Raw genomic sequence first — 12,420 nt, forward strand, 5'->3', positions numbered from 1 at the left:
CGCCGATGCTGACGGCGGCGATCCAGCGATTTGGAGTCACTCGACCGCCACGTCAGCGCGCCTGTTCGCGCGGCCGGGTCAGGCAAGCGGCTTCTCAAACGCCGGCGGCTTGCCGCGCTGCATCGCCTTCACGCCGATCGCGGTGCTGCTCATGGTCAGGCTCTGCGCGGCTGCGCGCTCTTCGACCGCAGATCCCTCGGCAAACGGCAGCGCGTTTGCGCGCTCGATCGTGCTGGCGATCAGCTCGCGCAGGTCCGCGTCGAGCGGCACGCCCGCCTCGTTGCACGGATCCACATCACGGCTGGCCGCGACCTCGGCTGGCCCGTCGCGGAACGCCGGGCGCTCGATCTTGCCAGCCGCGATCCCAGCCGCGAACGCCATGCTCTCGGCCGGCAGATCGCGGATCGCCACGACCTTCGAGACGTAGCCCCACTCGGCGGCCTCCTCGGCCTTGAACGCGTGCCCGGTCAGCAACAGCTCGCTGATCCGCGCCCAGCTCTGCGGCTTGGAAGCCCGGTGAATGTGGTGGCAGCCCCCGAGACCCGGCAGCACCCCAACGGTTGGCTCGGGCTGACCGATCACCGTTCCGGCCCCGGCCACCCGGGCCTGACAGCACGACGCAAACTCGTTGCTGCCGCCAAGCACCCGGCCCACGAGCGCGGCCACGGTTGGCTTGGCGCTGGTCTTGAACTTCATGAGCGTGCGCTTCCAGCCTTGGATCAGGCCAAGCGCCCGATCGTGATCGCCAAGCACGGGCACGAAGCAGTTCAAGTCTGCGCCGTGGCCAAACTCGCGGCTGAGGGTGCCGTCCGGCGCCACGACGATCGCCGCGACGGCGTCGTCGTTGGCGAGCTGCTCGTAGGCCGCGTCGAGCTCGGCGATGAAGCGATGGTTGATCGTGCGACGCCCGAGCGAGATCAGCCCAACGTTTCCGTGCACGGCGGTGGACACGTAGATCGAGGCGAGCGCGGCTTCGCTCAGCTCGGCGATCGGCGCGACCTCGTCGGCCTTGGTGATCGACTGATCCGCCAAGAACGCGGCGACCAGCTGCTTGCTGGCCTCGAGCCCGCGCTCGGCGATCAACGCCGGGGTCCCCATCGAGAACGCCAAGGCGTTCTCACACAAGAAGTTGAGCGCGTCGGCCCGCGCGACCTCGTGCTTCAGCATGTAGGCCGTCAGCGAGAACAGCATCCCGAGCATGCGCTGCTCGACCATGGCCACGTGCTCGGGCGGGCACTGCTGGCCGCGCTCGTAGGGCCACTTCTTGTGGGGGTCCTTCATGTAGGGCTGCCACTGCTCGGGGATCTGGTACAGCGTGGAGTCGACCTCCTCGCTCAGCAGCTGCATGCAGTGCGCGGACAGGTAGTTGGCACCCGGGATCAGGTTGTGCACGAAGAAGGGCGAGGTCCCCAGCAGCTTGCGGCACACGTCGTCGATCTGCGCGGGCGCGAGCCCCGTGCTGGCGTGGATGCGGACCGCCTCGAGCATCATCCCGCAGAAGATGCGGTCGGCCGCGAACGCCGGCGCGTCAGCGGTCTCGATCAGGTTCATCCCGAGCTTGCTCAGGAACTTGCGGATCACCTTCAGGGTGTCCTTTGACGTCGTGCAGCCGCGCGTGGGGACCTCCCACAGCTTGTTGGTCAGGTGCGGGAAGAAGGGGTGCATCACGCCCGAGCGATCGGCCCCAGGCAGGCCCTCGAACAGGTGCTTGGTGGTCAGGCCCGAGGTCGCCGAGAACACGTAGGCTTCTGGGTCGCGGGCCCGGATCGCCCGGTAGAAGGGTTGCTTGATGTCGAGCCGCTCGGGGATCGCCTCGAACACGAAGCCGAGCCGCAGCGCCGCGGGGACGTCGTCGAGGGTGCCCTGCACGATCGTCATGTTGTCGAGCACCGCGTCCACTTCCTCCGGGGAGAACCGCCCGCCGAACGCCTCGCGCAGCTTGTCCTTCACGCCCTGCACCGCGTCCGAGAGATCCAGCGCGATCACGGGCACGCCGTGCTTCGCCAGCAGCCGGCCAAATTGTCCGAGCTTGCCGAAGCCCACGTTGCCGCATGCACCCGCGACCAACAGCGCCTTGACGGGCTCGCTGGCATCGGGCTGGAAGATCGCGCTGACGGAAGGATCGCTGATCGGCATGGCCCGGATGGTAGGGAAGGGCGCCGGGCTTTTGACAGGTCCGCAAAGGTCGTCGATTGAGCTTTTTCACGGGCCGGGCTGATAGACTGCCCGCGATGTCGACCTCACGCGTGCTCACCCTGGCCCTGTTGCTCGTCTCGCTTCCCGCCTGCAAGGGCGCAGAAACCGAGAAGAAGGCCGACACCTCGGCCGCATCCGCGCCCACGCCCGCGGCCGATCCCGCGGCCCCCGAGGCTGGTGGGGCGCCCGTCGCCGCTGGCGAGGGCGAGGGCGAGGGCGAGGGCGACACGGGGACGGACACCGAGACCGGTGAAGAGCAAGAAGAGCAACCACCACTGCCCGCGTCCTTCGAGCAGGTCGGCGTCGAGCTGTGCGACACCTACGTGAAGGACTTCGTGGCCTGTATCGACAGCAAAGTGCCAGAAGCGGAGCGCGAGGCCCTGCGCCGCCAGGTGTTCATCAACATCGAGGCGTGGAAGCAGACCGCGGCGGGCGGGGCGTCCGCCAAGCAGGGGCTCCAGACTGGCTGCCGCATCGCTCGCGAGCAGGCCAAGCGCGCAACGCAGGATTGGGGCTGCGAGTGGTGATCTCTCCCCGCATCCGCCGCGCTTGAGTCTTCGCACCCGCGAATTTCACTTCGCGTGACAAATTTGTCGGGTCAACGCCCGGCACGCGAGAAACTAGCTTTGTCAGTTCGCGTGCTGCCCGCCGTTCGGGTGATCCGTGACGTCGCGAGCCAGGGGACCAGATTCCGGTCGATCCTTGATTCTTCTGGCATTTATCGGCGCATGGCGCCCAGGTCTGGCACCGGATAGCGTGATGTCGCCGTGTGCTTGCTTGTGTTTAATTACCTTCACAAAGTCCTGATGCGTGCGCCCCACACCCCCAAAACCTGGAGCGAAGCGGGGTGTCCACAGGTACTGCACCGAATGTCGGGGCTGCGGTCGCCTCGGACACGTGGTAATGATTGCATCCGGCGCACGCGCCGCTCGCCCCGCGCAAGCCCAGTCACACTCGGTGCCTGGGTGTGGGGCTTCCAAACCGACTCGAATCGACACACGGAGAGACGCGAGAATGAAGTTCAACACCACCATCCTCGTCGCCGCCCTTACTGCTCTGACCTTCGCCGCCCCTGCTTGCGACAAGAAGGAAGAGAAGAAGGACGACAAGAAGGCCGACAAGGCCGACGAAAAGAAGGCCGATGACAAGGCCGATGCCAAGAAGGCCGATGAGCCTGCACCCGAGGCCGCACCGGCCGAGGTTGCTGCCCCCGAAGCCGCGCCCCCAGAGGGCGAGGCTGCACCAGAGGGCGAAGCCGCACCCGCGGGCGACGCTGAAGCCGCCCCCGAGTAATCCACCCTCTACAGAATGGAAGGCCGGAGCCACGTGGCTCCGGTCTTTCTTTTTGGTTCACGCCTGGACTCACGTCGCAGCGATGTACAGCGTGCGCCGTCCTGGTACTTTGCAGACAGAGAGACGACGTTGCCGCAAGCACTCACTCACCGGATCGATCAACGCACCCCTGGGCAGTTGCGAGGCCTGAGCCTGCAGCCTGGTTTCACCGCCGCCGCCCTGGGCTCGGTCCTGATTGCGACCGGCGCGACGCGAGTCTTGTGCACGGCCTCGCTCGAGCCACGCACGCCGTCGTGGCTCGCTCGCGGTGGTTGGATCACGGCCGAGTACGCGATGTTGCCTGGCGCGACTCGGCCACGTGGGCGCCGTGATCCAGGTGGGCGCGGCAAAGAGATCCAGCGCCTGATCGGCCGCTCGCTGCGGGCGGGTGTCGATCTCAGCCAGCTCGTGGGTCCCGATGGGGGCCTCTCGATCGTCTGCGACTGCGACGTGATCGAAGCCGACGGCGGGACGCGTACGGCCTCCGTCACCGGCGCTTGGGTCGCCCTCGAGATCTGCCTGCGCAAGCTGGTGGCCAGCGGCAAGCTCAGCGCCCACCCCGGGCTGGGTCAGGTCGCGGCTGTGTCAGTGGGTATCGTGGAGTCCGAGGGTGCCGAGGACGATCCCATCGCGATGCTCGACCTCTGCTACCAAGAGGACAGCCGCGCCGTCGTCGATCTCAACGTGGTCATGCGAGGGGGGATGCCCGACGCGCCGCTTGGCTTGGTCGAGGTCCAGGGGACCGGCGAACGCGGGGATTTCAGCCGCGCGCAGCTCGATCGAATGCTCGATCTGGCCGAGTCCGGGGTCGCCGAGCTGATGGCCGCACAGCGGGCTGCACTGATCGAAGCGGGAGTGTGAGTCGATGCCTCGTCGAATCGTCGTCGCCACCAGCAACCCTCACAAGCTCCAAGAGCTGACGTCGATGCTCGCGCGGGCGCGCTTTCCCGAGGTGCGCCAGCTCGAGATCGTCAGCGTGGCCGCGCTGCCCGAGTACGGCAAGCCGCCCGAGATCGAGGAGACCGAGATCACCTTCGTGGGCAACGCCGTGCTCAAAGCCGCCGGGATCGCGCAGTGGTTGCGCACGGTCGGCGCGCCGCGCGACGAGCTGGTCCTCGCCGATGACTCGGGCCTGTGCGTGGACGCCTTTGACGGCAAGCCAGGTGTCTACTCGGCTCGCTTCGCGGGTCCCAACGCCAACGACGAGCGAAACAACGCCAAGCTGGTCGCGGAGCTCACCGCCCGCGGGCTCGAGTCGTCCCCGGCCGAATACGTGTGCGTGTTGGCGATCCGCCAGGTCGGGACCCGCCCCTTCGACTTCACCCTGCCCGACGCCGGGGCGATCTTCATGCGGGAGAACTGTCTGTGCATCGAGGGGCGCTGCCGTGGGAACGTCCGGGTGGCCGCCCGCGGAGACGGCGGGTTTGGCTACGACCCGCACTTTTGGATCGACGGTGACACGCGCACCTTCGCGGAGCTGAGCCGGGGTGAGAAGTCGCAGCGATCCCACCGTGGAGCCGCGGGGCGGCGCCTGGTTCAAGAGCTGCCGCTGATCCTCCAGTGACCCTCGCCGCAGCGAGGGAGTTCGGGCTTCGGAGGGTGCTGGCCTAAAGATCGGGACCCGATCGGGGCCAAATCGCCCCGCTCAGCCTCCAGGTGTGACCCTCTAGATTTCGATCCCGCACTCGGATAGGCTGCGCGTCGTTTCGGGGCGTGGCGCAGTCTGGTAGCGCGCCTGCTTTGGGAGCAGGAAGCCGAAGGTTCGAATCCTTTCGCCCCGATTTTCTTTGCCTCTGTGGCATCGCACCCATAGCTCAGCTGGATAGAGCATCGGCCTTCTAAGCCGAATGGCCCAGGTTCGAGCCCTGGTGGGTGCAAGGTTGCCCACGAGGGCCCGCGTATGCGCGATGATGCCCCCGTCATGGCTGAACGGCTGGTTCCTCATCTTCATCCTCGTCCTGGACTGCTCTGGCTCGTGGGCATGTCCACCCTCATGCTCGCTTGCAGCAGCGACTCGGCCAGCGACCACATGTGCCTGACGTCGGGTTGCTACGGCGACGAACTCACCGACATCGAGGTGGGCGGCACATTCGGCGAGGGCGAGGGCGACGGTGATGGCGATGGCGATGGCGACGGTGACGGCGATGGCGACGGTGATGGCGATGGCGATGGCGACCCTGGCGACGGCGACGGCGACGGCGACGGCGACGGCGACGGCGACGGCGACGGCGACGGCGACGGCGACGGCGACGGCGACGGCGACGGCGACGGCGACACCGGGGCGACGTTCTGCGATCCGGGTCAGACGAGCTGCTTCGATCCCGACAGCGTCCAGACCTGTATCGACGATGGATCGGCGTGGGGCGACCCCGTCCCGTGCCCCGACAACGAGGGCTGCTTCGGCGGGGGCTGTGTGCCGCTGTGCGAGCTGATCCAGCTCAACCCCAGCTCGGTCGGCTGCTCGTTCTTCGCCAACCGCATGGACAACCTCCACGCCAACCAGCCCGACTCGCTGGTGATCGGCAACGTATCTTCGAGCAAGAACGCGACGGCGCAGCTGTACTTCGTACCCGACGGTCAAGACGCCGAGCAGCCGCTCGGTGCGCCGGTCATGGTCGGGCCCGAAGGAACCCACACCTTCCAGCTCGACAACGCCCAGATCGAGAGCATCACGACCGTGCGGACAGGCGGGGTCTATCGGGTCGAGACCTCGATCCCAATTGTCGCGTATCTGCACTCGCCGATCGGGTCGCAGGCGACCAACGACGCCTCGATGCTGCTGCCGGATCACGCGCTGACCGGCAATTACGTGGTCGCTTCTTACGCTGGCACCTTCACCGTTCACTACCCCAGCTACTTCACCGCGATCGCAACGCAAGACGACACGACCTTGGGGTTCCTCGCTGGGGGTCCAACGGCCGGCGGTGGCGGGGTTCAGGCGCTGGCGCAGGGGCAGAGCACCCAGGTCATGCTGCAGCGCTACGACACCCTGAACGTGGTCGTGGCTGCGCAATACCAGGACCTCTCGGGCACGATCATCACCTCCGACAAGCCGGTGTGGGTGGCGGGCGCCAGCGAGTGCGCGAACGTGCCGGCCTACCCAACCACGTTTTGCGATCACCTCGAAGAGGTCATGCTCCCGCTCGAGTATTGGGGCGAGGAATACGTGGGTGCTCACGCCCCGCAGCGCGGCAACGAGACCTACTATTGGCGCGTGTACGGCGGTGAAGACGGGATCACGGTCAACACCATGCCGCAGCAGCCCGGGTTCCCGCTGGCGCTCGACAAGGGCGAGTACTACCAGTTTGGCACCCAGGAGAGCTTCTTGTTCACGGGCGATGGGCCATTCATGCCCGTGCAATTGCTGGAAGGCCAAAACGGTGGCGCCGGGACCGGTGATCCTTCGATGTATCAGATGGTCCCGACCGCGCAGTTCCTCGACACCTACGCGTTCGTGACGGGGACCAACTACACCCAGCACTATGCGCAGATCATCCGCCCCGCCGGGGGCGACGACGTGTTGATCGACGGTGTCGTCGTGGATGGCTACTACCAGGTCGGGGCCTGGGAGATATCGGACCACGCGGTGAGCGAGGGGGCCCACTTCGCAACCAGCACGCAGCCGTTTGGGGTCATGCAGGTTGGCTACACGAACGTGACCTCGTACGCGTACCCAGGCGGGATGCAGCTCGCGGTCATCAACCCGCAGTAGTCACGGCGCCGCGCCCACGCGGTTCAGCAGCTCGCCCGTGTTCGCGTCGCGCAGCTCGAGCACGTGGCTGCGAATCACGACCACGTGGGCCGCAGAGGCCCGGACGCCGATCAGCCGATCCGCGACCCCGAGCTCGAGCGGGACGGACCAGATCAGCGCGCCGTCTTCGACGCTGCGCGCGTCGACGTGGTAGCGACTCTCGCCGTCGATCCAGCCGTATACCAGGCGGTCTGCGACCACGGTGCTGCCGATCGGCCAGGGCGCCGAGGCGGCGGGCATCGGCTCGCGCCACGTGTTCTCGCTGACTGTCACTCGGAACGCGCTGCCGCGATCGAGCCGCTTGGCGCGCGCGGCCGGGGTCTCTGGGTCGAAGCTGAAGCCAACGATGATCGCTTGCCCGTCGTCGTCGTCGTCTGTCCCCGCGATCTTGCTCAGCGCCACGCCACGCCCCGTCGTGGGGTTGGCGTGGACCCGCCCGAGGTGGACCCCATCGAGCTTGTCGCGGACGCTGTTGGGCAGCGCGACGCTGGGATCCAGCTCGTTGGCGCGGGCGGGCTCGCAGCCGAGCGGGGGCTGACGTTGACGGCCGAGCTCGCCAGCCTCGAGATCGAGCATGTGATGGCGGCGCTTGGCCGTGTGCACATAGACCAAGGGCGACGCGCCGGGCTCGGCCGCGGGCACGTTGCACAGATAGTCGACTGGGTCACCGACCTCGTGGGTATGCACGCGGTTGCCGGTTGCGAGCTCGTGGACGAACACGGACGACTGGGTGTCGCTGACGACGAGCCAGTGATCCGCGATCGTGAAGCGCACGTGTTGAAGCTCGCGGTCGGACCGGCTCAGCGGGCCGATCCGCCACAGGCGGGTCGCGGTGGCGATCGCGTAGGCGTCGACGTAGATGCGATCGCTGGCGTGGTCGCGGACCCGGGCCACGATCGCGGGCTGGCCGGCGATCTCGGTCAGCATCGGCGGACCGGCCCACGGATCGACGCCGCTGGTCTCGAGCTCTGCGTCGATCTTGGCCTCGATCCGCTCGAACACGCCCGCGAGCCTGCGCAGCCCGGGGATGTCGTCGAGCGCGACCACGCCTGCGGCGACCAGCACGAACGCGATCACCCCCGCGACGACCGCCAGCACGAGCGATTGGACCAGCAGTCGGCCGGCACGCCCAACCAGGTGCTTGCGTCGGCTGCGTTGCTTGGCCTTCTCGTGCTTGACCTCTGACTCGCGGCGCTCGGCCTCGAGCTCGGCGCGAGCCTGCTCGGACACCTCGAGCCGCTGGGCCGTCTTGGCGAGCTCTTCGTTGGCCCGGCGGATGTGCTCGTACAGCGCCTTGGCGTCGAGGCTGACCCCCGCCATGGTCTTGGCCGTGCGCGCCCGCTCGGGGGCGAAGCGCGAGCCGCAGTACTGGCAGTTGACCTCGGCAGTTGGCGGCTCTGGCGGGAGCTCGGCCCCGCAGGCCGGGCATTGGAAGCGAACGTACTCCACGGATCGAGCGCCTCAGCTGGGCCCGAACGGGGGAGGGGAGGTGGATTCGGGCATGCGCCCATGGTCGGCTGAGCGAGGTGTGTCGCGCAAGGCTTGGGTTCGATTGCGCGAGCGTGAGGCTGTCGCCACGACCCAGCGTGTGCGCGGTTAGAGGCCCCGACGATATCGCTGGATGAATGGCGAACCTCCACGTTCGATGACCATGCTCGCGCGGTCCGAATTGAACAGTGTGGCGGCGACCGCGAGGAGATCTGCGTGTGACGCCGTGGGGAGCCCCGCGATCTCCACGATGACGTCGCCATCGCGGAGACCCAGCACGTCCCCGAGGTTGCCTGCGGACACACCGTCGATCTCGAACCCATACGGGGTGCCGAGGGTGTCCGACAGCTGAACTGCGTAGGTACCGTCCTCGGTCACGCCCTTGGCATCGGTGAGGGCTGTAGCGATGAGCAACTCGCTCACTACAAATTCTCCATCGAGGAACTGCACCTCGGCCTTCAGGTCCAGGCCATCGAACCCGCCCACACCGCCGGGATCGTCGCTGGTCTCGCTTCCAGAATCTTCATCAGTTCCACCATCGTCGGTGCCGCTGTTCCCGGTGTCGCTGTCACAACCGGCCGGTGGTCCCATGCAGGTGCCCAAGTAGGCAATGTCGGCCGTGGTCACGCAGGTATCGTCGAGATCGGCGAGGCCCATCTCGATGGCGCGGGCTTGGCAAACATGCGAAATGTTGGAGAGCAGCTCCGCGGCGAGTTCGCTTGTTGGGTCGGCCAGTTGTTGGCCTTGCGCCGCGTTGAGGCAGTAGGACTTGGAGATCCACTTCTCGTTCGCCGTCTTGATGTAGATTGGCTAAATCAGGCCATTGTAGCCTTCCGCGCCGATTGTTTGGGCCGCCCACTCCTCGCCGCAGGGCTCGGTGACAACGATGACGATGTCCTTGTCGGGGATGAGGCATGCGCTGACGGCCGCCACAACAAGCCCGAAGGCGCATAATTTCACCCGGTTTCGTGGCTTCATTCTATTCGGTCCTCGCTCGCTCATGTCAGGGACAGGTTGGGAGCGGCTCATCAGGATCAAACGGTGCTTCGGTGGAACACGGTGCGCGTATCTCTGCGACGCAAGGTGCTGCGCAGTCGGATCCGCTCAACTCGGAGTTGGCCTCCGTGAAGGCTGCGTAGCCCTCGCAGGTCAAGGCCCCGACACACCACAAATAATTGAGCTCGCGGCTCCCGCATTGGTTTTCTTCGTGGAGCTTGGGGAGCAGCGTCATGCAGCGCTCGAAGCAGTCGTCCGGCTCCATCCCCGTGAATGCGTCGGGCTCACAGGTGTCGATCGTTCGGCAAACGTCCTCGCACGCACCGATTTTCAGGGCCTCGAAATCGTATACTTCCTCCGCGTCTGCTAGGCGCTGGCAGCCGCCGACCAGCAGTAGGCCGGCGAAGGCAAGCAGGCTTGTGGCGGGGAAAGACAACGGAGGATCTCCATAACAGGTCGAAAATACGCGGTCAAGGCGCATGCTCCCATGCAGCGGTCGGGGACGATGACGAGCGCCGCTGCATGAGGACTCCCCGCTTGGGTCCCCGTTCAGCCGTCTGCGGTGGGAGCTGGCTTGTCCGCCGCGTCGAGCGAGACCCAGTGTGTCGCCGTCGCGCGGAGCAGGTCACGGACCGAGTAGATCGCGTCTGGCGTGTCGATCAAGTGGCGTGTCTCAGCCTTGTCGGTGTCAAACGTCCCGATGTATTTCTTGCTGCGGTTGAAGTGAAGCCGGCAGATTGGCTTGCGGTTGTTGTCATCAACGAGCACGGCGAAGTAGGTCTTGCTGTCCCGATAGGTCACCCGCTCGGCCGCGACGACATCGCAGATGATGGCTTTGACGACGCGGTAGCCTTCTAGCTCTGCCTCTGTGGTGACGATGCCGCCGTCCGATCCGTGGTTCGCCGAGTCGTTGTCGTCTGAAAGTCCATCTCCATCGACGACGCGGGCCGCGGGGAGCTCCTCCGACTCGGAGTCATCCGCTCGCGCGAGGGCCGACCGCAGCCGGTCGCTGACTTTGTCGTTGATGAACCCGAGCAGCGTGCGCTTGACGAGCTGCGAGAACTGGTCCTTGGCCGACTGGACGAAGCGGCCGTTTGGGTGGGCCTGCTGGAAGAAGAACTTGACCAGCTCCTCGTCGGGGGTCTCGAGCTGGCGCTCGAGCGTCGCTCTGATCTCGCGCATGTACTTGAGGTCGCTCGCCGCAACCAGCATGTTCTCGAGGTCGAAGTTGGACTTCGACAGCTTGCTGACCTCGTTGATGAGGCTCTCGCGCAGGTCGAGCAGGTTGAGCTCTAGGAACGGCTTCTCGTCCATCTTGTTGCTCTCCTCGAGGTCCGAGTAGAAGCGATAGACGATGCCGTTCGTGAGCACGGCGATCCTGGCTTTGGTGGTGGTGAAGTAGCGAAACAACTGGCTCGAGTGCTCGATCGCAAGGTCCGCGGTGACCTTCTTGGCCTCGATCAGCATCACGATGTCCTCGCCTCGCTTGATGACGTAGTCGACCTTCTCTCCTTTCTTGATGCCGACGTCGGCAGTGAACTCCGGGACGACCTCTGTGGGATCGAAGACGTCGTAGCCAAGCGCAGCGATGAAGGGCATCACCAGCGCGTTCTTTGTGGCTTCTTCGGTCTCGAGCATCCCTCGGGTCTTGTCGGCCTTGGCTGCGAGATTTTTTAGCTTTTCCTCAAAACTCATGTGGTCTCCTCGACGGGAATTGCCGTCGCCTGTGTAGGATGCCGCGTTTGAGGACGACGTGCGGAAGAAAAACTGGCCATTTTGAAGGTTTGGCCGGCCCGCGGGTGTTCGAGCTGCCGAGGCTTGGAGCGATTCTGCGCTCGAGAGTACTCGAGGTCATCCCGCTCACGCTTGGCCAGTGCATCAGCGAAGATGTACCCTCGCGTCGATGTCCGAAGAGATCGACAATGAGCGCCCCGCGCTCAGCCACGAACGGCGAGAGTCAGGCTGGGCCAAGGTCCTTCGTGGGCTCGAGTACACGAATAATCTGCTGCTTCTGCCAATGTTCACTGTGCTGATTATCGAGGCGAGCGTGCGCGACAGCACTGACGTCTTTGCTAGTGTCAATGAGTTCTTCTGCGCAATGTTCTTCGCCGAGTGGGCGCTTGGATTGGCGCTGGCTGACGATCGCTGGGCCTACCTGCGAAGTCCTTCGAACCTCGCGGACCTGGCGTCTTCAATTCCGGTCTCGGCCCTGGCCCAGGGGCTTCGAGTTGTGCGACTGCTGCGATTGCTTCGCGTTATCCGGCTGGTCTCACGAATCCGGCGATTTCAAGGCAAAGGCGCGACCATGGTGCGTGCCTTTGGTCTGTTTGGCGCGCTGGTAATTACAGGGGCCTTGGCGTTTCGAATCGTCGAACCACACAGCACGGAGAGCCTCGAGCACGCGCTGTGGTGGTCGCTGGTCACCTTGAGCACCGTTGGCTATGGCGACGTCACGCCGGCTACGCCCGCTGGGCATGTTGTCGCGGTATTCGTGATCGTCGCTGGTATTGGCATCTTTGGCTACATGGCAGGATTCATGACATCGCTGATTGAGGACCCCGAGGAAGATGAAATCCTGGCCATCGTGCAGCGGCTCGAGGTTCAGGTCGGCGAGCTGCGAGCGACCCTGGAAGCAGAGCCGCGACGCCCGGCTTGAC

At 65.7% G+C, this 12,420-nt stretch carries 11 protein-coding genes and 2 tRNA genes; 8 read left to right on the forward strand and 5 right to left on the reverse strand.

Going from position 1 to position 12,420, the window contains the following annotated elements; translation table 11 throughout:
• Positions 1 to 78 precede the first annotated feature (78 nt).
• The gene (locus DB30_RS18040; protein ID WP_052550577.1) at positions 79 to 2,136 is read right to left on the reverse strand and encodes a 3-hydroxyacyl-CoA dehydrogenase/enoyl-CoA hydratase family protein; all 2,058 of its coding nucleotides are present in this window, start codon (positions 2,134 to 2,136) and stop codon (positions 79 to 81) included.
• A gap of 95 nt (positions 2,137 to 2,231) precedes the next feature.
• Between DB30_RS18040 and DB30_RS18045 the strand changes: the two genes are divergently transcribed.
• The 7 genes from DB30_RS18045 (at position 2,232) to DB30_RS18075 (ending at position 7,240) form a co-directional block, all read left to right on the forward strand.
• Positions 2,232 to 2,723 carry a hypothetical protein gene (locus DB30_RS18045; protein ID WP_052550579.1) on the forward strand — a complete coding sequence of 164 codons (492 nt, stop codon included), beginning with the start codon at positions 2,232 to 2,234 and terminating at the stop codon, positions 2,721 to 2,723.
• Positions 2,724 to 3,210: 487 nt separating this feature from the next.
• The gene (locus DB30_RS18050; protein WP_052550580.1) at positions 3,211 to 3,489 is read left to right on the forward strand and encodes a hypothetical protein; all 279 of its coding nucleotides are present in this window, start codon (positions 3,211 to 3,213) and stop codon (positions 3,487 to 3,489) included.
• 129 nt (positions 3,490 to 3,618) lie between these two features.
• Entirely contained in the window at positions 3,619 to 4,389 is a 771-nt protein-coding gene (gene rph, locus DB30_RS18055; RefSeq protein WP_052550582.1) for a ribonuclease PH, read from the forward strand.
• A 4-nt stretch (positions 4,390 to 4,393) separates the two neighbouring features.
• Complete coding sequence (locus DB30_RS18060) at positions 4,394 to 5,092, forward strand: non-canonical purine NTP pyrophosphatase (protein ID WP_052550584.1); 699 nt, start codon at positions 4,394 to 4,396, stop codon at positions 5,090 to 5,092.
• Between the two features lie 143 nt (positions 5,093 to 5,235).
• Positions 5,236 to 5,309, forward strand: a tRNA-Pro gene (locus DB30_RS18065).
• 22 nt (positions 5,310 to 5,331) lie between these two features.
• Positions 5,332 to 5,405 (forward strand) — tRNA-Arg (locus DB30_RS18070).
• 104 nt (positions 5,406 to 5,509) lie between these two features.
• Positions 5,510 to 7,240, forward strand: a complete 1,731-nt coding sequence (locus tag DB30_RS18075; protein WP_052550586.1) for an IgGFc-binding protein — start codon at positions 5,510 to 5,512, stop codon at positions 7,238 to 7,240.
• On the opposite strand, the gene DB30_RS18080 is transcribed toward DB30_RS18075, so the two are convergent.
• The 4 genes from DB30_RS18080 to DB30_RS18095 form a co-directional block, all read right to left on the reverse strand.
• The gene (locus tag DB30_RS18080) at positions 7,241 to 8,728 is read right to left on the reverse strand and encodes a hypothetical protein (RefSeq protein WP_052550588.1); all 1,488 of its coding nucleotides are present in this window, start codon (positions 8,726 to 8,728) and stop codon (positions 7,241 to 7,243) included. It lies immediately after the preceding gene.
• 147 nt (positions 8,729 to 8,875) lie between these two features.
• Entirely contained in the window at positions 8,876 to 9,394 is a 519-nt protein-coding gene (locus tag DB30_RS18085; protein WP_146659440.1) for a PDZ domain-containing protein, read from the reverse strand.
• Between the two features lie 183 nt (positions 9,395 to 9,577).
• Positions 9,578 to 9,745, reverse strand: coding sequence for a hypothetical protein (locus tag DB30_RS18090; protein ID WP_153258354.1), 168 nt, complete (start codon positions 9,743 to 9,745; stop codon positions 9,578 to 9,580).
• A gap of 567 nt (positions 9,746 to 10,312) precedes the next feature.
• Positions 10,313 to 11,458 (reverse strand): type I restriction endonuclease, encoded by a 1,146-nt coding sequence (locus DB30_RS18095; protein ID WP_052550593.1) that lies wholly within the window; start codon positions 11,456 to 11,458, stop codon positions 10,313 to 10,315.
• Between the two features lie 208 nt (positions 11,459 to 11,666).
• On the opposite strand from DB30_RS18095, the gene DB30_RS18100 reads away from it, so the two are divergent.
• A complete protein-coding gene (locus tag DB30_RS18100) occupies positions 11,667 to 12,419 on the forward strand; it encodes a potassium channel family protein (protein ID WP_052550596.1) in 753 nt (250 codons plus the stop codon).
• Position 12,420 lies beyond the last annotated feature (1 nt).

Source organism: Enhygromyxa salina (assembly GCF_000737335.2).
Lineage (GTDB): Bacteria > Myxococcota_A > Polyangia > Nannocystales > Nannocystaceae > Plesiocystis > Plesiocystis salina_C.

Bases quoted from the DNA above. Each gene is read 5' to 3' on its own strand.
- DB30_RS18060 (WP_052550584.1), top strand. From the start codon at position 4,394: ATGCCTCGTCGAATCGTCGTCGCCACCAGCAACCCTCACAAGCTCCAA.
- DB30_RS18095 (WP_052550593.1), bottom strand. From the start codon at position 11,458: ATGAGTTTTGAGGAAAAGCTAAAAAATCTCGCAGCCAAGGCCGACAAG.
- DB30_RS18075 (WP_052550586.1), top strand. From the start codon at position 5,510: ATGTCCACCCTCATGCTCGCTTGCAGCAGCGACTCGGCCAGCGACCAC.
- DB30_RS18100 (WP_052550596.1), top strand. From the start codon at position 11,667: ATGTCCGAAGAGATCGACAATGAGCGCCCCGCGCTCAGCCACGAACGG.
- DB30_RS18050 (WP_052550580.1), top strand. From the start codon at position 3,211: ATGAAGTTCAACACCACCATCCTCGTCGCCGCCCTTACTGCTCTGACC.
- DB30_RS18045 (WP_052550579.1), top strand. From the start codon at position 2,232: ATGTCGACCTCACGCGTGCTCACCCTGGCCCTGTTGCTCGTCTCGCTT.
- DB30_RS18040 (WP_052550577.1), bottom strand. From the start codon at position 2,136: ATGCCGATCAGCGATCCTTCCGTCAGCGCGATCTTCCAGCCCGATGCC.
- DB30_RS18090 (WP_153258354.1), bottom strand. From the start codon at position 9,745: ATGAAGCCACGAAACCGGGTGAAATTATGCGCCTTCGGGCTTGTTGTG.